This window comes from Pseudothioclava nitratireducens (genome assembly GCF_029210495.1).
Taxonomy (GTDB): Bacteria; Pseudomonadota; Alphaproteobacteria; order Rhodobacterales; family Rhodobacteraceae; genus Pseudothioclava; species Pseudothioclava nitratireducens.
The window spans coordinates 22,628-42,530 of record NZ_JARGDK010000007.1; the positions used below are offsets into that span (position 1 = coordinate 22,628).

The following is a 19,903-nucleotide window of genomic DNA, read 5'->3' on the forward strand; positions in this document are numbered from 1 at the left end:
CAAGCCCGGACCGCGTGACAGGAACAGGGGAAACAAGAATGGCAACCGCTTCGGATGCGCCGAACCAAGGGTTCCGGCTCAGTCAGCTTATCTATGACACCCGCTACCGCTCGCTGACGATTCAGGTCGTGGTGTTCATCCTCGTGATGGGCGGGATGGCATGGCTGATCGACAACACGGTCCAGAACCTTCAGCAGCTTGGCAAGGATTTCAACTTCGGCTTCCTGTTCAACAGGGCCGGCTATGATATCGGGCAGCAGTTGATACCCTACACGAACGACTCCACGCATGGGCGCGCGATGCTCGTGGGGCTTCTGAATACGCTTTGGGTGTCGCTGCTTGGCTGCGTCGCCGCGACCGTTCTGGGTATCGTGATCGGCGTTTTGCGCCTGTCCAACAACTGGCTCGTCGGGCGACTGATGACCGTCTATGTCGAGATCTTCCGCAACATCCCGGTGCTGCTGTGGATTCTCGTGGCGCTGGCTTTCCTGACCGAAGTGACCCCGGCCCCAGCCGCCTATCGTGTCAACGCCGAAACCGGCGAGGCGCAGGCGAGCATGCTGCTCTTCGACAATGTTGCGATTACCAATCGCTACACGGCTGTACCTGCGGCCGAATTCACGCGTGGGCTTGGCGCGATCGAGACGCCCCTTGCGCCGATTTCACTGAACTTCCTTGCGCTGGCCGCCGTTGTCATTGCATCGATCTGGTTCAACCGGCGTCTGGTTGCGAACGCCAACAAGGTCCAAGAGACGACTGGCTTCCGTCCTGTGACGTGGTGGAAGAGCCTGCTGATCCTGTTCGGCCCTGCGATTGCGCTTCTGGTCGCGCTTGGCTTCCATCTGGTGCCGCCGGAACTGAAGGGTTTCAACTTCACCGGTGGCGTCAACGTGTCGAACGCTTTCGTGGCGTTGTGGCTCGGGCTGACGCTCTACACCGCGGCCTTCATCGCCGAGATCGTCCGCGCCGGTATTCTCGCGATTTCCAAAGGGCAGACCGAAGCGGCCTTTGCGCTGGGTCTGCGCCCGAAGCGGACGATGAATCTCGTGATCCTGCCGCAGGCGCTGCGGGTGATCGTGCCGCCGCTGATCTCGCAATACCTGAATCTCACCAAGAACTCCTCACTGGCGATTGCCGTGGGGTATCTCGATCTGCGTGGCACGCTGGGGGGTATTACGCTCAACCAGACTGGCCGGGAGCTGGAGGCGATCTTGCTGATGATGCTGATCTATCTGGCGATTTCGCTCACGATCTCGGGGGCGATGAATGTCTACAACAAATCCGTGAAGCTGAAGGAGCGGTGAGATGAGCGATACCCACGCCCAAACCGTCGCCTATGTCCGCGACACGATGCTTGAACCCAAACCGGCACCTTCGACCCAGACGGGGGCCGTGAAATGGCTGCGTGATAACCTGTTCTCGAGCTGGTTGAACGCGGCGCTGACCGTGGCCGGTCTTCTGGTCGTCTATCTGCTGTTCACACATTTCTTCCCGTGGTTCCGCCATTCGGTCTGGAATGCGGATTCACTCAAGGAATGCCGCGACATCATCACCGGTGAGTTCGGAGAGGGGGCGACCGGTGCTTGCTGGGGTGTGATCCGCGAGCGCTGGCACCAGTTCATGTTCGGCTTCTACCCGCCCGAGCTTTACTGGCGCCCGGTGCTGGTGTTTGTGCTGCTATTCGTCGCCCTCGCGCCGATTCTGTTCACACATTTGCCCCGTGCGCTGCTGTCTTTCAGCGCGATCTATCCGCTTCTGGCGATTTGGCTCCTCTGGGGCGGGTCGGTCTGGCCGGTGGTGATGACGGGCGCGGGTTTCGTGCTCGGCTATCTGGCGCTGAAGCTGTTGGGCAATGTCAACGGCATCATTGCAGGTATTGCCGCGTTTGCCGTGCCGATCCTGTTCTGGATGTTCGCGGTTGGACCGATCGACGATCTGCTCAAGCAAATCGTGCCGATCTCGATCCAGTCGGTCGACTCGGATGAGTTCGGAGGCTTCCTGCTGGCAATCACCATCGGGGTGGGCGGCATCGTGATGTCGCTGCCGCTTGGGATCATCCTCGCGCTCGGGCGGCAATCGGACATGTTTCTCGTCAAGAGCTTCTCGGTCATCTTCATCGAGTTCATCCGGGGCGTTCCGCTGATCACGCTGCTGTTCGTGGCGTCGCTGCTGCTCAACTACTTCCTGCCGCCGGGCACCAGCTTCGACATCATCTTGCGGGTCATGATCCTCGTCACGCTCTTCGCGGCGGCCTATATCGCCGAGGTGATCCGGGGCGGTCTTGCCGCTCTGCCGCGCGGCCAATACGAGGCGGCGGATGCGCTTGGCCTCGACTACTGGAAGGCGCAGCGCTTCATCATCCTGCCGCAGGCGCTCAAGATCTCGATCCCGGGCATCGTCTCGACCTTTATCGGGATGTTCAAGGATACGACGCTTGTGGTGTTCGTGGGGTTGTTCGACCCGCTCAAGGGTATCCCGGACTTCATCCGCTCGGTGTTCGAGTGGAAAGGCATCTACTGGGAGCCCTTCATCTTCGTCGGCGCCATTTTCTTCATCCTCAATTTCAGCATGTCGCGCTACTCGATGTATCTCGAGCGCAAGCTGAAACGTGACCACCGATAAGGAGAGTTCCAATGACGGAACCGCATTTCGACCGTGAAATCGATCGCAGCCACATGCAGGTCTCGGATGAGGTCGCGATTCAGATTGAAAAGATGAACAAGTGGTATGGTCAGTTCCACGTCCTGCGCGACATCGACCTGACCGTGAACCGGGGCGAGCGGATCGTTATCGCCGGGCCGTCCGGCTCGGGCAAATCGACGCTGATCCGCTGCATCAACCGCCTTGAAGAGCACCAGTCGGGCAAGATCATCGTCGATGGGACCGAGCTCACCTCGGACCTGAAGAACATCGACAAGGTGCGCTCCGAAGTGGGCATGGTGTTCCAGCACTTCAACCTGTTCCCGCATCTGACCATTCTCGAAAACTGCACGCTGGCCCCGATCTGGGTGCGCAAGATCCCGAAGAAAGAGGCGATCGAGACGGCGATGCACTTCCTTGAGAAGGTGAAGATTCCCGAGCAGGCGCATAAATATCCGGGCATGCTCTCGGGCGGCCAGCAGCAGCGGGTGGCGATTGCGCGCTCGCTGTGCATGAAGCCGCGGATCATGCTCTTCGACGAGCCGACCTCGGCGCTTGACCCCGAGATGATCAAGGAAGTGCTCGACACCATGATCGAGCTTGCGGAAGAGGGGATGACGATGCTCTGCGTGACCCACGAGATGGGCTTCGCGCAGGCGGTGGCGAACCGGGTGATCTTTATGGATCAGGGCCAGATCGTCGAACAGAACAACCCGCATGACTTCTTCAATAACCCGCAATCGGACCGGACCAAGCTGTTCCTCAGCCAAATCCTCGGCCACTGAGCGGGGTGCCGAATGTGGAAAGGGCCGGCGATTTGCCGGCCCTTTTTCGTTCTATCCTAACGCTTATTCGACGCTGAAACCGTAGGTCTCGGTGACGTAGTCGATATCCTTGTCGCCCCGCCCGGACAGGTTGAGCAGGATCGTCTTGCCGGGGTGGTTCTTGGCCTCACGCATCGCAAAGGCGACGGCATGGGCGCTTTCGAGCGCGGGGATGATCCCCTCGCGGCGCGACAGTTGATAAAAGGCGTTGAGCGCTTCTTTGTCATTGGCAGCCGTGTAGTTCGCTCGACCTGTGCGATACAAATGGGCGTGCTCCGGTCCGACGCCGGGATAGTCCAGCCCCGAGGCCACCGTATGCACCGGCGCGGGTTCACCGTTTTCATCGCGCAGCACCATGGTGCGGAAGCCGTGGATCATCCCGTCCTCGCCATAGGTGATCGTCGCGGCATGATCACCCAGCTTGGAGGACGTACCCAAAGGCTCCACCCCGTAAAGCGTGACATCGGGGTCCTCGATGAATCCTGCAAACAGCCCCATCGCGTTCGAACCACCGCCAACGCAGGCCGCGACGATATCCGGCAGCCCGCCGGTCATCTCGATGAATTGCTCGCGCGCCTCGATGCCGACGACATGCTGGAAGTCCCGAACCATGCGCGGGAAGGGGTGCGGGCCGACCACCGAGCCGATGGCGAAAAGTGCCGTGTCGGCCTGCCCGATATAGCTTTGGAAGCAGCTGTCCACAGCCTCCTTGAGAGAACGCCCGCCAAAGCCGACCGGCACCACTTCGGCGCCGAGCAGCTTCATTCGGGTGACGTTCGGCGCTTCCTTGGCGATGTCGATCTCGCCCATATGGATTTCGCATTCCAGCCCGAAATAGGCGGCCGCCGTCGCCAGCGCCACGCCATGCTGGCCCGCGCCGGTCTCGGCCATCAGCTTTTTCTTGCCCATGAACTTGGCCAGAAGCGCCTCGGCCATGCAGTGATTGAGCTTGTGCGCGCCGGTGTGGTTCAGGTCCTCGCGCTTGGCGTAGATCTGTGCCCCGCCGCAATCGTCCGACAGGTTCTTCAGATAGCTGATCGGCGTCGGGCGACCCTGAAAATGCTTGCGAATATAGCGCAGGTCACGAATGAACTCTGCCGAATGGGCGATCCGGTCATAGGCTTCGGTGATTTCCTTGAAATGCGGGACCAGCGGCGGCGGCAGGTCCGCACCGCCATACTCGCCGAAAAACCCGTTCCGGTCCGGCGTCGATTTCAGGTATCCCATGGTTCCTCCAGTCTTGTGGTCGCGCGGGTTCACCCGCGTCGTGTCGGTGTGAAAAAGTCCAGCACAGAGCCGCGCCCGGCCTCGATCGCGGCCCAGTCGTCGATTTGGAAATCGACGATCAGCGTCGCGCAGGTCGGATATTTGCGAAACTCCGGATCGTAGATCGGCTGGGCGGGAAGCGAGGCCGCGAATTCCGCGATACCAGGGTTGTGGCCGATCATCATCACGGTCGGGGATGAGGCCGTGCGCAGCGCCTGCATCATCAGCATCGGTGAGGCATGGTAGAGATCTTCGATATAGCTGATCTCGGGTCGGGTCTCGATGACCGCCGCCTCGACGCAATCCCAGGTCTCGCGGGTGCGCTGCGCGGTCGAGCAGAGCACCTCCTCGGGTTCGAGCCCGCGCGAGGCGAGAAAGTCGCCCAATTCCCGCGCAGCAGAGCGCCCGCGCGCATTCAGGGGGCGATCCTGATCGGCCATGAGCGGGTCGTCCCAGCTCGATTTTGCGTGGCGGGTCAGGATCAGGCGACGGTGTCCGGGAGGGGTCATGGGTGGAAGTGCCTCATATGCCAAGAGGATTGCTCGGACAGCCTGCCATAGCCTTGCCCGATCGGGCAAGCGCGGCGCGCAAGGCAGCCATGCAAAAGACAATTTGTCCCGTCCGCGCTATCGAGAAAGCCATGGCAGATGTCGATCTCGTAGCGCGTGAGGGTAAAAGCTCCGACGGGACACTGCGTCCGGCACGGCGCGGGGCATTGCGTGCAGGGATGCTCCGCAGCGGGGGGCAGTGGGACATGGCCGGGCATGATCAGCGCGCCCCGATAGGACGCCCACAGCCCCGTGCGCGCATGCACCAGAAGATGGATCGGGGATGTAAACGCCTGCCCGGACTCGCGGGCCCAACGAAAGAAGGGCGCAAACGGAGGCCCTCCGAAGGGAAAGGCCGCCCGCCCGCCATGGGTGCCAGCCAGCGCCTCGATCACGCGCCGCGACCAGCGGTCGATCGGGTCGGGCGCGCCATCCGCGAATTCTGCTTCGGCCGTGACATGCGCCCAAAAGCCGGGTTCGTCCGGCGAGAGAAGGAAAACCGTCTCGTCGCCTTCATGCAGCGCGCCCGAGACGAACAGCCGATGCGCGCCAATATCTGACAGCAGTGCGGGTGTCACCTTGCGTGCGGCGTTACGCGTGGCGTGGTCGAGCGGATCATCGAGCCCGCGCCATGCTCGGTGAACAGTTCAAGCAGGCACGCATTGGGCACGCGACCGTCAAGAATAACCACGGCGCGCACGCCTTGTTCGACGGCCTTGAGCGCGGTTTCGACCTTGGGGATCATCCCGCCCGAGATGGTCGCATCCGCGATCAGTCCGTGGACCTCGTCGGGGGTCATCTGGGTGATAACCTCGCCCTCCTTGTTCTTGACACCCGCGACATCGGTGAGAAGCAGCAGCCGATCGGCCTGAAGCGCACCCGCGATGGCCCCCGCAGCGGTGTCGCCGTTCACGTTGAAGGTCTCGTTGTCGTTCATGCCGGTTGCGACCGGTGCGACAACAGGGATGATGCCCGCATTATAAAGGTCACGGATCACCTGCACGTTCATCTCGACGGGACGGCCCACGAAGCCCAGTTCGGGATCGTCCGCCTCGCAGACCATCAGGTCGTCATCCTTACCCGAGATGCCGACGGCGCGTCCGCCCTGATCGTTGATCGCCTGCACGATGCGCTTGTTGACGAGACCGGAGAGAACCATCTCGACGACCTCGACCGTGCGCTTGTCGGTGACGCGCTTGCCGCGGACCCAATCGCTTTCGATGCCGAGCTTCTTGAGCAGGTCGTTGATCATGGGCCCGCCGCCATGGACCACGACCGGGTTCATGCCGACCTGACGCATCAGCACGATGTCGCGGGCGAAGTCTGCCATCGCCTCGTCGTCGCCCATGGCGTTTCCGCCGAATTTCACGACGACGACTGCCCCCGTGTAGCGCTGCAAATAGGGCAGGGCTTCGGAAAGGGTCCGGGCGGTGGCGATCCAGTCACGGTTCATGTTCTGCTTTCTCATGGTTCTCATCTCGAAGGCGTGCGGAGCCAAGTGTTAAGCCCTTCGCAGGGGGCTGCCAAGGGGCGAGCGTGACTTGAAGCTGCCGGGCTTTGGGTTAGGCTCTGTCGCGCGAGGGCCAACGGGGTCTTCCGACAGGATGTGAAGGGCAGTGCGATGAAAGATGAACGCAAGGTGATGCTGCTGACCGGGGCGAGCCGCGGGATCGGCCATGCCACGGTGAAACGCTTTGCGCGGGAAGGCTGGCGGATCATTACCTGCTCGCGCCAGCCCTTTCCCGAGGAATGTCCGTGGGGGGGCGGTCGTGAGGATCACATCGTGATCGACCTTGCGAATCCCAAGCAGACCATCGAAGCCATCGAAGAGATTCGCGCGCGTCTCGATGGCAAGCTGCACGCGCTTGTGAATAACGCGGGGATTTCACCCAAGGGCGCGGGCGGCAGTCGTCTGAACACGCTCGACACCGACCTGAGCACCTGGGGGCAGGTGTTCCATGTGAATTTCTTCGCCTCTATCGTGCTGGCCCGCGGGCTGCGCGAGGAGCTGTCGGCAGCCAAAGGCGCGGTCGTCAATGTGACCTCGATCGCGGGTTCGCGGGTGCACCCGTTCGCTGGCGCGGCCTATTCGACCTCGAAGGCGGCGCTCAAGGCGCTTACGCGCGAGATGGCGCATGATTTCGGGCCAATGGGCGTGCGGGTGAACGCGATTGCGCCGGGCGAAATCGAGACCTCAATCCTCAGCCCCGGCACCGAGAAGATCGTCGAAGGTCTGCCATTGCGGCGCTTGGGGCAGCCGAGCGAAGTGGCGGATGTGATCTTCTTCCTGTGCTCTGAACGATCATCCTATGTGACCGGGACCGAGATAGAGGTGAATGCTGGCCAGCATGTCTGAGGGTGATGCGGGCTGCGCAGTATTTTGGGTTTGATGGAGGCCTATTCGAGATTGGCGATGATCGCGCGCAGGGTCTCGATGCCTTCGCCCTTCTCGGACGAGGTGATCACGATTTCCGGGTAGGCGGCCGGATGTTTTTGCAGCGCGGTTTTCACCTGCTCGATGACCTTTTCACGGTCTTTCAGGTTGATCTTGTCGAGCTTCGTCAGAACCACCTGGAAGGTCACGGCGGAGCGATCGAGCAGCGTGAGGATCTCGTCGTCCACGGCCTTGATCCCGTGACGCGAGTCGATCAGCACAAAGACGCGGCGCAGGGTGGCGCGGCCCGAGAGATAGCTTTTCAGCAGGGCCTGCCATTTGGCGACCACGGCGACCGGCGCTTGGGCAAAGCCATAGCCGGGCAGGTCGACGAGATAGGGGCCATCCTGGGTCGTGAAGTAGTTAATCTCTTGTGTGCGGCCGGGCGTGTTCGATGCGCGCGCAAGGTTTTTGCGATTGGTGAGCGCATTGATCAGGCTCGACTTCCCGACATTCGAGCGCCCTGCGAAGCAGACCTCGAGCCGATCGGCCGGGGGCAGCCCGCTCATCGCGACGACGCCCTTGAGGAAGTCCACCGGGGCGGCAAAAAGTAGTCGGCCGCGCTCGCGGGCGAACTGATCGGGCTCGGGGGCGAGGGAGAATTGCATTTGCATCAGAGGATCTCCACCGGGTCGCCCTGAAAGACGGGGCCGGATGTGCGAACTCGGCCATAGAGGCCAAATTGAGTATTGCCCCAAAGGGATTGGAGCAGGTCAAGCGTTTCAAGATTGTCTTGCCCCGAGACGGGGTCGGCACAGGTCGCGCGGCACCGCGTGATAGGCATTTCGATCTCAATGTCCACAGCGCCGATCCGAACGGTGCGTCCGATCAGATCGCGCTCCGCGCCGGGGGCCCAGCCGTCAATCCAGAGATTGCCGCGAAAGCGGTGCTTTGACACGGGCGTGCCGGCGGTTTCGGAGAGACGGTCAAGTGACCCCGTGGAGAGGATGGAGACATAGGGCGCCTCCATATCGCTGAGGCTTTGATCGCTCGAAAGCCGTTCCACGGACCGCGGCGCGGGGCGGTTGGTCGGCCAGAAAGGGCGCACCCACTCGATCAGCTTGACGCGATCCGCCGGATCGTCCGGGTCCAGCGTGACGTGCCATTGCTCGGGGTGGTTGAGGTAAATTTTGCCATCAGGCTCCATTCGGCACTGAACGGCCATCAGGCCCGGCGCTGCAACACCACGCAGGAAGTTGCGCTTGCTGGCCCAACACGAGAGTGGACTCTCGAAGGCGGCGGCCTCATGCGCGATCGCCCAGACCCGGTCCAAAGGCATAGCGCGCCCCTCGGTGAGGAGCGCGCCGTCGATCTCTTCGTAGCCAACCGATTTGATCGGGTGCCGGATGATATGCGCGAGTTGCGCCGTCATTTCTTCGTCGGTTCGGCGGGCTTTTTCTTGAAGCCTGCCTTGATGTTATCGAAGAGTTCCGGACGTTTGCCGTGCATCGACATGATCGTGTATTGCTGAATGAAGGTGATCGTGTTGTTCGCGATCCAGTACAGCACCAGACCCGACGCAAAGCTGCCCAGCATGAACATGAACACCCACGGCATCCATGCGAAGATCATGGCTTGGGTCTGATCCGTCGGGGCGGGGTTCAGCTTTTGCTGGAACCACATCGAGACACCGAGCAGGATTGGCAGCACGCCAAGCGAAAGCATGAACAGCATCGAGCCGGGCTCGGGCGTTGCGAAGGGCAGCAGGCCGAACAGGTTCAGGATCGAGGTCGGGTCAGGGGCCGAGAGATCCTTGATCCAGCCAATCCAGGGCGCATGATAGAGTTCAATCGTGACGTAGATCACCTTGTAGAGCGAGAAGAAGATCGGGATTTGCAGCAGGATCGGCAGGCAGCCGGCAGCTGGGTTCACCTTGTTCTTCTTGTAAAGCTCCATCATCCCTTGCTGAAGCTTCATCCGGTCGTCGCCAGCGGCTTCCTTGAGCTTCTCCATCTCGGGCTGAAGCTCTTTCATCTTGGCCATCGAGATGTAGGATTTGCGTGCCAGAGGGAAGACCAGCGCCTTGATGATCACGGTGAGCGCGATGATCGCCCAGCCCATGTTGCCAATGGCACCATGGAGCCAGTGCAGCAGTTGGAACATCGGCTTCGTCAGGAAGTAGAACCAGCCCCAATCGATCGAGTCGATGAAGCCGTCGATTCCGCCTTCTTCCTCGTAGCGCTTGATCGCCTCCCATTCCTTGGCCCCCGCGAACAGACGCGTTTGCGCGGTTGCGGTGGCGCCAGCGGGGACGTCCATGACCGGCAGGCGGGCTTCGGTCTGGTAGATGTCCGCCCCCGCGACATACTTCACGACCGAGGTGAACGCGCCGCTCGGGATCAGAGTGGTCATCCAGTATTTGTCCGTAAAGCCAGCCCAGCCGCTTTCGAGCACTGCGATTTTTTCTGCCTGACCTTCGCTCTCGACCGGGTCGATATCGGTCACGTTATCGTATTTGATTTCCTGCAACTCGCCGTCGGACATTCGAACGGCGCCTTCATGCAGAACGTAAACACGGTTCGTTTCGGGAATGCCGTGACGGGCCACGATGCCATAAGGCGCGAGGCGAAGGGCGGTAGCTGTCGTGTTTTCGACGCTTTGGGTCACCGTGAACATGAAATCGGCGTCGACCGAGATTTCGCGACGGAAGATGAGCCCCGCGCCATTGTCCCAGAGCAGGGTGATCGGCGTGTCCGGCGTGAGAACTGACCCGCTCTCGACGCTCCAAAGCGTGCGCGGACCCGGCAGCAGCGCCGGGTCGAGCCCGGCGGTCGGCAACCAGCCATAGACTGCATAATAGGGTTTGGCGGCGTTGAGTTCCGTCCCGCCCGTCGGCGCGAGCAGGCGCACCAAGGGTGAGCCGGCGTCGAGTGTCTCCTTGTAGCTTTTGAGCGACAAATCGTCGAAGCGACCGCCCAGGAGCGAGATGGAGCCGGTCAGTTCCGGGGTCTCAACGCTCACCCGCGGGGCTTGCGCCAGTTCAGACTGCGTGGCCGCTTCGGTTAGCCCCGCATCCGCCGTGGCCGCTGCGACAGCGCTTTCGGTCGGGGTCACATTCGGTGCGGTCGGGGTCGCGGCCTGATCGGACACAGTGGTCCCTTGAGGAGGGGCAACCTGCTCGGCGGGGAAGAAGTAGGTCCACACGAACAAAACGAGCGCCGAAAGGACGGTCGCGAGGATGAGGTTCTTGTTCTGATTGTCCATAAAAACGGGGTCCACCAGCCTGTCGGAAGTTGCTGGAGGTTCAACAGAAGGGGGCGGGAAAGGTCAAGGGCTTTTCCCGGTTTGGGGCCGGATGCCCGTCAATCTTGCCAGGTTTTTTGATCTGAGAGCACTTTGCTCTCTTACGAGCTGATCAAATGCGGAAATGCGCGCCCAAGCCCCGTATCCGGCAGTATCGAGGCGGCGATCATCCTTGTTTGCGACCGAGAAGCGGTGTGGATCGCAACTTGGCACGATGACGCCGAGCCCAGTCGATGGTTTCCTCAAGGGGCATTGGCAGCGCAATCGCGCGGCCTTGGACGTGCCGGCATCCCAGCTGAGACAAGGCCGCATGCTCGCCAATCGTCTGAACACCCTCCGCTAGGGTTTCAAGGCCCAGCCCTTCCGCCATGGAGATAATTGCCGCCACGGCGCGCTTCTGTTCCGCATCCGTGTCGATCCGCGCAACGAAGCTGCGATGCACCCGCAGTCGGCTTGCCGAGGAGCGCCGGATCGTCGTGACCGAGGCATCGCTGGCCCCGAAGCCCGCCAACTCGATCGCGCATCCCATCCGATGACATTGTGCCAGATTGTGCGCGATCACCTCGTCTCTGATCTGGGGCAAAAGATTTTGCTGAAGGATAAGTCTTATACGGTTGGGGGCTATGTCGAAGCGGTCGAACTCCCAACGGAGTCGTTCCGACATTTTCGGGTTGGTCATCAACTCGGGTGAGACCGGGAGAGAAACAGGTCCGAATGGCTCCCCCAATCGGTCCCATTCGCGCAGTGCGTGAAAGCACTGGAACAGCATGATTTCGGCGAAACGCTGCCGCAGCCCCGCGGCGTCTATCGCGGGGAGTATATCTTTCTCCGTCAGAAGCCCCCGATCAGGGTGGGACCAGCGGGGAATCGCCTGCACGCCAGAGATGCGGCCCGTGTCGGTACAGAGCTGCGGTTGGAAGTAGGGCAGGATCATCCCGCCTTCGAGCGCGGCGGACGCCTCGCCTGAAAGATCGGAGCGGGCCTGTGCGGTTTTCTGAACCTCGACCGAGAAAGCGCGGATGGCGCTCGGGCCGTTGCGCTGCGCCTCCTCGGCAGCGATTTCCGCGGCGCTGAGCATCGCTTCGCCGTCATGGCCGACACTGCGACCTTTCAGGCAAAAACCGACATGGGCCGATAGCGGTATCGAACGTGTGGCGATGGAGAGCGGCGCCTCCGCAGCCGTCTGCAAGCGTCCGCTCAACTGGATCATGCTTTCCAGATCAGGCCGGGGGGTTGGTTTGAGCATGACGGCGAATCGAGCCCCGGCGAGGCGGGCGACGATGTCATGCTCGCGCAGCACCGCCTTGAGCCGCTCCGCGGTTCGAAACAAGACCTCTTCGAACTCGGATGGTTGCAAGTGACGCTCAAGGTTTTCTGGCTGATCCAGCCCCAAAACGAGGCAGGCTGTTCCATGCGCGCGCGCGGTCGCGTCTTCAAGGAAGGCATCCATCGCGTCCACCGCCGCGTCACGTAGTGGCAATCCGGTCGCCCCGTCAGCGGCATCGTCTTCGCGCGCCTCTGCGGGACCAAGCGGGCGCGTCATCCAGGCGACCCAGAACGCGGTCAATGCGACAAGGCTGGCGGCCTCCGCGCCGAACCAGAGCGCCGCAAGCCCGATTGCGGGCACAAAGGCGATCAGTTCGCGCCGCACCAGAAATGCCCATGGTTGCGGATGCCCCCCGCCGCTGCGCTGTCCCATAACCGATGCCCCTCAATACGATTCCCGGACGGTTTCATGTCCGCTGCAGAGGAGCCTAGGGCGCTTTGGTCATCGAACGGTTAATCGCTCTGGCGTAAATTCGGGATGTTTTGGCTAAAATCCTGTGTATCCGGCGCGCCGGTCAGGCTCAGCCCCGTAAAGTCAAAGATTGAGGGATCGCACAGGTGCGAGGGCCGCGCGTTCATCAGCGCGCGGAACATGACTTGTCGGCGCCCCGGGCTGTTCTTTTCCCATTGATCGAGAATTTGCTTCACCTGCTGGCGCTGCAAGCCGTCCTGCGAGCCGCACAAATCACAGGGGATGATCGGGTAATTCATCTGGGTGGCGAATCTCTCGCAATCGACCTCGGCCACGAAGGAAAGCGGGCGATAAACGAACAGGTCGCCCTCTTCGTTCACCAGCTTGGGCGGCATGGTCGCCAGACGCCCGCCGTGGAACAGGTTCATGAAAAAGGTCTCGAGAATATCGTCGCGGTGATGGCCCAGCACCACGGCCGAGCAGCCCTCTTCGCGGGCAATGCGGTAGAGGTTTCCACGCCGCAGACGCGAGCAGAGGCTGCAATAGGTGCGCCCTTGTGGGATCTTATCGACGACGACCGAATAGGTGTCTTGATACTCGATCCGATGCGGCACGCCCATGTCTTCGAGGAACTTTGGCAGAACCGTCGAAGGGAAGCCGGGCTGGCCCTGATCGAGATTGCAGGCCAACAGGTCCACAGGCAGCAGGCCCCGCCATTTCAACTCGTGCAGGATCGCCAAGAGCGTATAGCTGTCCTTCCCGCCTGACAGGCACACGAGCCAGCGCGCACCACGTTCGATCATGCCGTATTTCTCGATCGCGTCGCGGGTTTCGCGGACGATACGTTTGCGCAGCTTCTTGAACTCGGTGGTCGAGGGCGCACCCGCAAAAAGCGGGTGGATCGGTGCGTCGTCGTCATCCAGCATCGGAGCGGTCCTTTGCGCGTTCAGCGTCGAAGTCGGGATCGGCGCCGGGCACCGGGTCATAGCCATGTCCGCCGAGGGGATGGCAGGAGAGCACGCGTTTCGCCGCCAGATATCCGCCCTTGATCGCGCCGTGACGTTCCAGCGCTTCGAGCGCGTAGGCGGAGCAGGTCGGCTGGTAGCGGCAGCCATGCCCGACCCAAGGGCTCAGCAGAAGACGATAAGCGCGCACGGGCAGGGCGAGCAGGTGGGCGAGCGGCGTCATGACTTGCCCCTCCGGCGTCCGCGCGGGGCCTCGCCCTCGGGGCGCGGTTTGCGGGGCTGGTCAGAGTGAACCGAGGCGAGCGCCCGCGTCAGGTCGTCTAGCATCAGGGCGAAGTCGCGTGTCGCGGTCGCCTCGGGGCGACCGACCAGCACGTAATCCCAGCCCGGACGGCCCGCTTGCGGCAGGATCAGCCGGGCGATCTCGCGCAGGCGGCGCTTGGCGCGGTTGCGGGCAACTGCGTTGCCGACCTTCTTGGAGCAGGTAAAGCCCACCCGGATCATGTCCGCAGCGACGGGCTCTTCGGGTTTGCGTGGGCGGGCTTGCAGCAGGAAGCCGGGCGTGCCCTGCCGCCGCGCACTGGCTGCGCGCAGGAAATCGGCGCGCTGACGCAGGATGGCGAGGGGCGGGTGCATGGCAACCTCCGGGCAAACGGAAACCGCCGGGGCGCTTCCCGCGCGCCGATCCGTAGGATCAGTCACGGGTGCCTCCGGCGGTGTCATGCCTTGCAGATCGTGCCGGCCTTAAGCCGAAAGAACCTTGCGGCCCTTGGCGCGACGCGCGTTCAGCACCTTGCGGCCGCCTTTGGTGGCCATGCGGGCGCGGAACCCGTGGCGGCGGGCGCGAACAAGGTTCGACGGCTGAAAAGTGCGTTTCATCGTGTTCACTCCGGTTCGGGCCCAGAAATACGGATTCGAGGGCCGATATCATTCGAAGCCCGGTCTTTAGTCGCGCTCGCCCCCCAAGTCAATTCGCTTGCGGCGTTTTTTCGAGTCTTTTCCGCACCGTTGCGCAACCCATCGTCATGCGCGCCCTTCCGCCGGTCGCAACGCCCCCCTATTTATTCCGCGAAGGCTTTGGTATTTCTTCGAAAAGCCGGTGATTTCGGCGCAAGGCGGGGTGTGTGCCCGCTGCGGGTCCCGCCCGCACAAGTGGAGAACGATGGCGGTCAACTCTCTTTCTGGCCGGTTTCTGGCGTTGACGACGGCTTTCGTCGTGCTGGCCGAGGTGTTGATCCTCTTGCCGGGCCTTTCGAATTTCCGCGAGGATTATCTGCTCAGTCGGTTGGAGCGGGCGCAAATCGCCTCGCTCGCGCTTTTGACCACGGATCAGATGATCGAACCCGATCTTGAGGCCGAGTTGCTCGCCAATGCCGGGGTGTTCAACGTTGTTTTGCGGCGCGACGCCGTGCGTCAGCTTGTGCTGTCATCGCCGATTCCCGGGCCAGTCGTGGCGACCTATGACCTGCGCGAGGCCCGTTTCTGGGAGCCGATCCGCGATGCGCTGGCGGTGTTGGTCGATCCGGCCAACCATGTCATCCGGGTGATCGGCGATCCGGTGCAGTCAGGCGGGCTGGTGATCGAGGTCACGATGGAGACCGGGCCGCTGCGCGCGGCGATGATGGAATATGGTGTGCGGCTGCTTGTACTCTCGGCGGTGCTCTCGGTGCTGACGGCGGTGCTGTTGTTTGCGCTGGTGCGGCGGCTGATGCTCAAGCCGATCAAGCGGTTGGTGGGGCAGGTCTCGGCCTATGCCGACGCACCCGAGGATGCGCGCCGCTTCATCGAACCCTCTGCCCGGATCGAGGAATTGCGCACCGCCGAGGAAGCCTTGGCCGAGATGCAGCGCCATCTGACGGGCGCGCTCAGGCAAAAGGAGCGGCTCGCGCAGCTTGGGCAGGCGGTGGCCAAGATCAGCCATGACTTGCGCAACATTCTGACGACTGCACAGCTTTTCGCGGACCGGATGGAGGGCTCGGACGACCCGGCGGTGCAGCGTGCGGCACCGAAGCTCGTGAACTCCATCGGGCGTGCGGTCAATCTGTGTGAAACCACGCTCGCCTTCGGTAAGGCCGAAGAGCCGCCGCCCACGCTTTCGCGCTTCCATCTGAGCGGATTGGTCGGTGAAATCGTCGAGAGCGAGCAGCCGCCCGCCACGGATGCAGGGATCGAATTCGTGACCGATATCGCGGCCAATCTGGTAATCCGTGCGGACCGCGAGCAGCTTTACCGCGTTTTGTCGAATCTGGTGCGCAACGCCCGTCAGGCGATCGCCGCGACCGGGCAGCCCGGCACCGTTGAGATTGGCGCGGGTGAAGAGGGCGACGCGGTCTGGATTCGGGTGCAAGATACCGGGCCGGGTCTGCCGGCGCGCGCCAAAGAGCATCTTTTCCAGCCGTTCTCGGGCGGCACGCGGAAGGGAGGCACGGGGTTGGGGCTTGCGATTTCGGCCGAGCTGGTGCGCGGACATGGTGGCCGTCTGGACCTTGTGCGCAGCGATGAAAACGGCACCGTTTTCAAGATCATGCTGCCGCAGGACCTCGAACTTGCAACCGCCGAAATCTGAACGCCGGAAACGCTTTCGGCGCCCGTAGAACGCCTGAGACCGACAAGCGGTCGAAGCATTTTGCAGGAGAAGACAATGACGTTGCGTGCATGGGCCACCCCTTTGGTGATCGGGTCGTTTCTGGTGATGGCGGTGACCGGGAGCCTGATGTTCTTTCATCTCGAATTCGGGATGATGAAGCAGATTCACGAATTCGCGGGCTTTGCGATGGTGGCGGGCGGTCTGGCGCATCTGGTCCTGAACTGGCGCGCATTTACGCTCTATTTCCGGCGTCCCGTCGGCAGCGCGATCATGGCGCTCGGCGCGGTGGTTCTGGGCCTCTCGATGATGCTCTCGGGGGGCGAGGCGGGCGGCAACCCGATGGTGCGCGTCATGGGCGTCATGGGGCAGTCGCGCGTGGCGCAACTGGCCGAGCTTTCGGGTCAGGAGCCGCAAGCGGTGCTGGCCGCGCTGAAAGAGGCGGGCTTCGAGGCCGCAGACACGCAGCAGACGGTCGGTGCTTTGGCTGGCGGTGATCGCGGGCGGCAGGCCGCCATCCTGAATACGATCTTCGCGCAGACCGGTGGTTCCAACTGATCCGCCTCGCATGGCTGGGGGCTTGCAGGGAATCTGACGAAGAAGCAAAATTCCGTCACTTTACCCCTTGCAATGCCCCGACGGGGGGGCTAAATCGCCCCCCACAGTGGACCCGTAGCTCAGCTGGATAGAGCACCAGACTACGAATCTGGGGGTCGGGCGTTCGAATCGCTCCGGGTCCGCCACTTCCCAACATTCAGGATCAAGGCAGCGCCGCCTCTGTGCTTTTCCGGCTGCTGGCTTTGCAGTATCCATGATCCATGGGGCAAGCGCTTGCGATCAGCTTGGGGCAGTATTCGGAGGCCGGGCTCAAGCCGGTCAATCAGGATTTTCACGGTGCGATGATTCCCGATGGGGATTTGCTGGCGAGCCGCGGGATCGCGCTGGCGATTGCGGACGGTATTTCCACCAGCACCGTCAGTGAGATCGCGGCGGAAACGGCGGTCAAGAGCTTTCTCACCGATTACTACTGCACCTCCGAAAGCTGGCCCGTGAAACTTGCCGGGGGGCGCGTCATCGCCGCGAGCAACAGTTGGCTCTGTGCGCAAGGTCGGGCGGAGGGCGTCACGGCGATCAACCGGGGCTATGTCTGCACCTTCTCGGCGCTGGTGCTGCTGGGACGCGAGGCGCATCTGTTTCATGTGGGTGACAGCCGGATTTCGCGGCTGCGGGGCGAGCGGCTTGAGCCGCTCACCGAGGATCACCGCCGACAGGTCTCATCGCATCAAAGCTATCTCGCGCGGGCGCTTGGGGCGCGGGACCGGGTCGAGATCGACTACCGCCGCGTGGGGCTGCGGGTGGGTGATGTCTTTGTGCTGTCGACCGATGGGGTGCACGAGGTGCTCGCGCCGCAGTTCATCGCGCGCACGATCCGTGCCGCGACGTCGCTTGAGGGGGGCGCGCGAGATCTGGTGAGACAGGCCATCCGGCGGGGGAGCGACGACAATTGTACGATCCAGATTTGCCGGATCGACGCGGTGCCGCCCGCCGATGACCGCGTATGGCCCGAGGTCGATATGCTTCCGGTGCCGCCGCCGCTGGAGCCACCATGCGTTTTCGAGGGCTGGATGGTCTTGCAGGAAGTCTCGCGTTCGCCGCGTAGCCTTGTCTATCTGGCGCAAGACCCGATCAGCCAAAGTCGAGCTGTCCTGAAGCTTCCAGGGCCGGCGCTTGCCGCCATGCCCGCGCGTCTGCGCCGATTTGCGATGGAGGACTGGATTGCGCGCCGGATCGCTTCGCCCCATGTGGTCTCGGCCCATCCCTCGCCTGCGCCCAAGACGGTGCTGCACAATGTGATGGAGCTTGTCGTTGGAGAACGTTTGCGCCAATGGATAAAGGCCAATCCGCGTCCAGACCTCGCGCAGGTGCGCCGTATTATCATGCAGCTTGCCGAAGGGCTTGAAGCTATTCATGCGCGCGGGATGCTGCATCGTGACCTGCGCCCCGGCAATGTGATCATCACGCCCGATGGGCGCGCGGTGATCCTCGATTTCGGCATGGTTCACATCCCCGGCGTGCAAGAGGCGCGGCCCCGGTTCGGGCCGGAGGCGCTCTCGGGCGCGGCGCGTTATGCGGCGCCCGAACTCATCGCGGGCGATGCCGCGGGGCCGGGGGCGGATCAGTTCTCGTTGGCTGTCATCGCTTATGAAATGCTCAGCGGTGGTGGGTCTCCCTTCACTGCGGCGGGGCGGTATCAACCGTTACGCAAACGCGTCACTGGGCTGTCCGGAGTAGAGGATCAGGTGCTCCGCCGCGCTCTGCACACGGACCCGGCGCGTCGCTTTGCGAGCGTCACGGCGTTTGCCGAGGCGCTGAGCGGCATTGGAGAACCTGTGGGCAGAACCGGGCTCTGGCGGGGGCGGTTCGGCCGTTGATCGCGCGAGACGCGATTGTTGCCGGCGCGAGAATGGCCGGAAATCACTGTTTCCCGCGCACCAAGCGCGGCGCGATAAATCCTTCAACTCACCTTATGCGTGTCAAGGTTTAGCCCGAATTCAGGGGGAAAAAGAACCTATCGGATCGCAGATCGCGCCAACCAGACGGAGGATAGTTCCATGGCACGCACGCTCAAACTCTTTAGCCGCCTTGGCTTGTTCCGTCCCGCAGAGGATGCTGTTCTGGACGCGCGGTTCGCGCAAATCTCGATGGCGAAATCGCGCAAGCGCGCGCGCAACCGGGTCTCGCCCTTCGCGCAGATTACCCGCACGGCCTGAGGCATTCAGCCCCCTCCGACAGCATGAAAAGAAGCGCCTCGAGGGGCGCTTTTTCGTTATCTGTCAGAAGTTTATCTCGATGCCGGGAAGGTTCAGTTCCTTCATCAGGTCGCGCAGTTCCTGACGGGCGGCGAGGTTCGAGATGTTGAGCTTTTCGACGCCGACATCCTTGAGGTCCAGAAGCGTGATGCCGCGCGGGAAGAGTTCGCGGAAGATCACCCGCTCGGAAAAACCGGGTGCCACGCGGAAGCCGATCCGCTTGGAGAGTTGCTCCAGCGCGCCGCCGACCTTGCGCTTGTTGTGCATCTGCTGCGCGCCCAGACGGTTGCGCAGCACGATCCAGTCGATCGGCTTGAGGCCCGCGCGGGCGCGCAACTGGCGCGCGGCCCAGACCATTTCCGAATAGATCGAGGGGCCGATCACCTTCGAGCTGACCGGGTCGATCCGGGCCAGAAGGTCAAAGTCGATGAAGCTGTCATTGAGCGGCGTGATCAGCGTGTCGGCCAGAGAATGCGCGACCTGACTGAGCCGCGTATGCGAGCCGGGGCAGTCTATGATGATGAAATCACAAGAGGTTTCCAGTTCGGAAACGGCGGTCGAGAGGCGGTGATCGTAGGGGTTCTCGCCCGGCTGAAGGGTGCTCGCGTCGATCTCGGGGAGCTCCCGATACTCGGGGCAGGGCAGGTCCACACCCTCGCGCGCCATGAAGGCGAGCCGGTTCTCGATGTAGCGGCCGAGCGACTTCTGACGCAGGTCGAGGTCGAGGCAGCCGACCGTTTTGCCCATCCGCGCCAGCGCGGTTGCAACATGCATCGAGGTGGTCGATTTACCCGAGCCGCCCTTTTCATTGCCGACGACGATGATATGCGCCAAGTCTCTGCCCTCGTATC

General features: G+C 62.5%; 21 protein-coding genes and 1 tRNA gene. 9 read left to right on the forward strand and 13 right to left on the reverse strand.

The window, feature by feature from the left end; genetic code table 11:
* The first annotated feature begins 38 nt into the window (after positions 1-38).
* From P0X85_RS09610 to P0X85_RS09620, 3 genes are read left to right on the forward strand one after another with little or no spacing between them, the layout of a single operon-like run.
* The gene (locus P0X85_RS09610; protein ID WP_275812026.1) at positions 39-1,304 is read left to right on the forward strand and encodes an amino acid ABC transporter permease; all 1,266 of its coding nucleotides are present in this window, start codon (positions 39-41) and stop codon (positions 1,302-1,304) included.
* 1 nt (position 1,305) lies between these two features.
* Entirely contained in the window at positions 1,306-2,622 is a 1,317-nt protein-coding gene (locus P0X85_RS09615; protein ID WP_275812029.1) for an amino acid ABC transporter permease, read from the forward strand.
* A gap of 11 nt (positions 2,623-2,633) precedes the next feature.
* Positions 2,634-3,425, forward strand: coding sequence for an amino acid ABC transporter ATP-binding protein (locus P0X85_RS09620; RefSeq protein ID WP_275812032.1), 792 nt, complete (start codon positions 2,634-2,636; stop codon positions 3,423-3,425).
* 63 nt (positions 3,426-3,488) lie between these two features.
* Here the strand turns inward: P0X85_RS09620 and trpB are convergent, their stop codons facing one another.
* Genes trpB through argB form a run of 4 tightly spaced genes read right to left on the reverse strand, consistent with a single transcriptional unit; the run spans position 3,489 to position 6,731 of the window.
* Entirely contained in the window at positions 3,489-4,691 is a 1,203-nt protein-coding gene (trpB, locus tag P0X85_RS09625; RefSeq protein ID WP_275812035.1) for a tryptophan synthase subunit beta, read from the reverse strand.
* A gap of 29 nt (positions 4,692-4,720) precedes the next feature.
* Positions 4,721-5,239: a SixA phosphatase family protein gene (locus P0X85_RS09630; RefSeq protein WP_275812038.1), complete on the reverse strand. Its 519-nt coding sequence runs from the start codon at positions 5,237-5,239 to the stop codon at positions 4,721-4,723.
* Positions 5,236-5,856, reverse strand: coding sequence for a ferredoxin (locus P0X85_RS09635; protein WP_275812041.1), 621 nt, complete (start codon positions 5,854-5,856; stop codon positions 5,236-5,238). The genes P0X85_RS09630 and P0X85_RS09635 overlap by 4 nt, the downstream gene beginning before the upstream one ends.
* Positions 5,853-6,731 (reverse strand): acetylglutamate kinase, encoded by an 879-nt coding sequence (argB, locus tag P0X85_RS09640; protein WP_275812523.1) that lies wholly within the window; start codon positions 6,729-6,731, stop codon positions 5,853-5,855. The genes P0X85_RS09635 and argB overlap by 4 nt, the downstream gene beginning before the upstream one ends.
* A 168-nt stretch (positions 6,732-6,899) precedes the next feature.
* On the opposite strand from argB, the gene P0X85_RS09645 reads away from it, so the two are divergent.
* A complete protein-coding gene (locus tag P0X85_RS09645) occupies positions 6,900-7,634 on the forward strand; it encodes an SDR family NAD(P)-dependent oxidoreductase (RefSeq protein ID WP_275812044.1) in 735 nt (244 codons plus the stop codon).
* Positions 7,635-7,675: 41 nt separating this feature from the next.
* Here P0X85_RS09645 and yihA read toward each other — a convergent pair whose 3' ends face one another.
* The 8 genes from yihA to rpmH form a co-directional block, all read right to left on the reverse strand.
* Positions 7,676-8,326 (reverse strand): ribosome biogenesis GTP-binding protein YihA/YsxC, encoded by a 651-nt coding sequence (yihA, locus tag P0X85_RS09650; protein ID WP_275812047.1) that lies wholly within the window; start codon positions 8,324-8,326, stop codon positions 7,676-7,678.
* On the reverse strand, positions 8,326-9,084 hold the full coding sequence (locus tag P0X85_RS09655; protein ID WP_275812050.1) for an MOSC domain-containing protein: 759 nt from the start codon (positions 9,082-9,084) through the stop codon (positions 8,326-8,328). The genes yihA and P0X85_RS09655 overlap by 1 nt, the downstream gene beginning before the upstream one ends.
* On the reverse strand, positions 9,081-10,916 hold the full coding sequence (yidC, locus tag P0X85_RS09660) for a membrane protein insertase YidC (protein WP_275812526.1): 1,836 nt from the start codon (positions 10,914-10,916) through the stop codon (positions 9,081-9,083). The genes P0X85_RS09655 and yidC overlap by 4 nt, the downstream gene beginning before the upstream one ends.
* Before the next feature lie 205 nt (positions 10,917-11,121).
* A complete protein-coding gene (locus P0X85_RS09665; protein ID WP_275812053.1) occupies positions 11,122-12,654 on the reverse strand; it encodes a GGDEF domain-containing phosphodiesterase in 1,533 nt (510 codons plus the stop codon).
* A gap of 80 nt (positions 12,655-12,734) precedes the next feature.
* Complete coding sequence (gene ttcA / locus P0X85_RS09670; protein ID WP_275812056.1) at positions 12,735-13,619, reverse strand: tRNA 2-thiocytidine(32) synthetase TtcA; 885 nt, start codon at positions 13,617-13,619, stop codon at positions 12,735-12,737.
* Positions 13,609-13,881: a membrane protein insertion efficiency factor YidD gene (gene yidD / locus P0X85_RS09675; protein ID WP_275812059.1), complete on the reverse strand. Its 273-nt coding sequence runs from the start codon at positions 13,879-13,881 to the stop codon at positions 13,609-13,611. The genes ttcA and yidD overlap by 11 nt, the downstream gene beginning before the upstream one ends.
* Positions 13,878-14,381, reverse strand: coding sequence for a ribonuclease P protein component (rnpA, locus tag P0X85_RS09680; protein WP_420851818.1), 504 nt, complete (start codon positions 14,379-14,381; stop codon positions 13,878-13,880). Before rnpA ends, yidD begins: the two co-directional genes overlap by 4 nt.
* Before the next feature lie 21 nt (positions 14,382-14,402).
* Positions 14,403-14,537, reverse strand: coding sequence for a 50S ribosomal protein L34 (gene rpmH / locus P0X85_RS09685; protein WP_128186791.1), 135 nt, complete (start codon positions 14,535-14,537; stop codon positions 14,403-14,405).
* Positions 14,538-14,820: 283 nt separating this feature from the next.
* Here rpmH and P0X85_RS09690 point away from each other — a divergent pair, with 283 nt between their 5' ends.
* The 5 genes from P0X85_RS09690 (at position 14,821) to P0X85_RS09710 (ending at position 19,013) form a co-directional block, all read left to right on the forward strand.
* Positions 14,821-16,224 (forward strand): sensor histidine kinase, encoded by a 1,404-nt coding sequence (locus tag P0X85_RS09690; protein WP_275812074.1) that lies wholly within the window; start codon positions 14,821-14,823, stop codon positions 16,222-16,224.
* A gap of 75 nt (positions 16,225-16,299) precedes the next feature.
* The gene (locus tag P0X85_RS09695) at positions 16,300-16,800 is read left to right on the forward strand and encodes a DUF4405 domain-containing protein (protein WP_275812077.1); all 501 of its coding nucleotides are present in this window, start codon (positions 16,300-16,302) and stop codon (positions 16,798-16,800) included.
* A gap of 108 nt (positions 16,801-16,908) precedes the next feature.
* A tRNA-Arg gene (locus P0X85_RS09700) sits at positions 16,909-16,985 on the forward strand.
* A gap of 75 nt (positions 16,986-17,060) precedes the next feature.
* Positions 17,061-18,674 carry a bifunctional protein-serine/threonine kinase/phosphatase gene (locus tag P0X85_RS09705; RefSeq protein WP_275812080.1) on the forward strand — a complete coding sequence of 538 codons (1,614 nt, stop codon included), beginning with the start codon at positions 17,061-17,063 and terminating at the stop codon, positions 18,672-18,674.
* A 180-nt stretch (positions 18,675-18,854) separates the two neighbouring features.
* On the forward strand, positions 18,855-19,013 hold the full coding sequence (locus tag P0X85_RS09710) for a hypothetical protein (protein ID WP_275812083.1): 159 nt from the start codon (positions 18,855-18,857) through the stop codon (positions 19,011-19,013).
* Between the two features lie 63 nt (positions 19,014-19,076).
* On the opposite strand, the gene P0X85_RS09715 is transcribed toward P0X85_RS09710, so the two are convergent.
* Positions 19,077-19,886: a division plane positioning ATPase MipZ gene (locus P0X85_RS09715; RefSeq protein ID WP_275812086.1), complete on the reverse strand. Its 810-nt coding sequence runs from the start codon at positions 19,884-19,886 to the stop codon at positions 19,077-19,079.
* Positions 19,887-19,903: the final 17 nt, after the last annotated feature.

What these genes read in the sequence shown, in the direction of transcription:
- P0X85_RS09610 (WP_275812026.1), top strand. Translation starts at nt 39, where the DNA reads ATGGCAACCGCTTCGGATGCGCCGAACCAAGGGTTCCGGCTCAGTCAG.
- P0X85_RS09615 (WP_275812029.1), top strand. Translation starts at nt 1,306, where the DNA reads ATGAGCGATACCCACGCCCAAACCGTCGCCTATGTCCGCGACACGATG.
- P0X85_RS09620 (WP_275812032.1), top strand. Translation starts at nt 2,634, where the DNA reads ATGACGGAACCGCATTTCGACCGTGAAATCGATCGCAGCCACATGCAG.
- trpB (WP_275812035.1), bottom strand. Translation starts at nt 4,691, where the DNA reads ATGGGATACCTGAAATCGACGCCGGACCGGAACGGGTTTTTCGGCGAG.
- P0X85_RS09630 (WP_275812038.1), bottom strand. Translation starts at nt 5,239, where the DNA reads ATGACCCCTCCCGGACACCGTCGCCTGATCCTGACCCGCCACGCAAAA.
- argB (WP_275812523.1), bottom strand. Translation starts at nt 6,731, where the DNA reads ATGAACCGTGACTGGATCGCCACCGCCCGGACCCTTTCCGAAGCCCTG.
- P0X85_RS09645 (WP_275812044.1), top strand. Translation starts at nt 6,900, where the DNA reads ATGAAAGATGAACGCAAGGTGATGCTGCTGACCGGGGCGAGCCGCGGG.
- yihA (WP_275812047.1), bottom strand. Translation starts at nt 8,326, where the DNA reads ATGCAAATGCAATTCTCCCTCGCCCCCGAGCCCGATCAGTTCGCCCGC.
- P0X85_RS09655 (WP_275812050.1), bottom strand. Translation starts at nt 9,084, where the DNA reads ATGACGGCGCAACTCGCGCATATCATCCGGCACCCGATCAAATCGGTT.
- yidC (WP_275812526.1), bottom strand. Translation starts at nt 10,916, where the DNA reads ATGGACAATCAGAACAAGAACCTCATCCTCGCGACCGTCCTTTCGGCG.
- P0X85_RS09665 (WP_275812053.1), bottom strand. Translation starts at nt 12,654, where the DNA reads ATGGGACAGCGCAGCGGCGGGGGGCATCCGCAACCATGGGCATTTCTG.
- ttcA (WP_275812056.1), bottom strand. Translation starts at nt 13,619, where the DNA reads ATGCTGGATGACGACGACGCACCGATCCACCCGCTTTTTGCGGGTGCG.
- yidD (WP_275812059.1), bottom strand. Translation starts at nt 13,881, where the DNA reads ATGACGCCGCTCGCCCACCTGCTCGCCCTGCCCGTGCGCGCTTATCGT.
- rnpA (WP_420851818.1), bottom strand. Translation starts at nt 14,381, where the DNA reads ATGACACCGCCGGAGGCACCCGTGACTGATCCTACGGATCGGCGCGCG.
- rpmH (WP_128186791.1), bottom strand. Translation starts at nt 14,537, where the DNA reads ATGAAACGCACTTTTCAGCCGTCGAACCTTGTTCGCGCCCGCCGCCAC.
- P0X85_RS09690 (WP_275812074.1), top strand. Translation starts at nt 14,821, where the DNA reads ATGGCGGTCAACTCTCTTTCTGGCCGGTTTCTGGCGTTGACGACGGCT.
- P0X85_RS09695 (WP_275812077.1), top strand. Translation starts at nt 16,300, where the DNA reads ATGACGTTGCGTGCATGGGCCACCCCTTTGGTGATCGGGTCGTTTCTG.
- P0X85_RS09705 (WP_275812080.1), top strand. Translation starts at nt 17,061, where the DNA reads ATGGGGCAAGCGCTTGCGATCAGCTTGGGGCAGTATTCGGAGGCCGGG.
- P0X85_RS09710 (WP_275812083.1), top strand. Translation starts at nt 18,855, where the DNA reads ATGGCACGCACGCTCAAACTCTTTAGCCGCCTTGGCTTGTTCCGTCCC.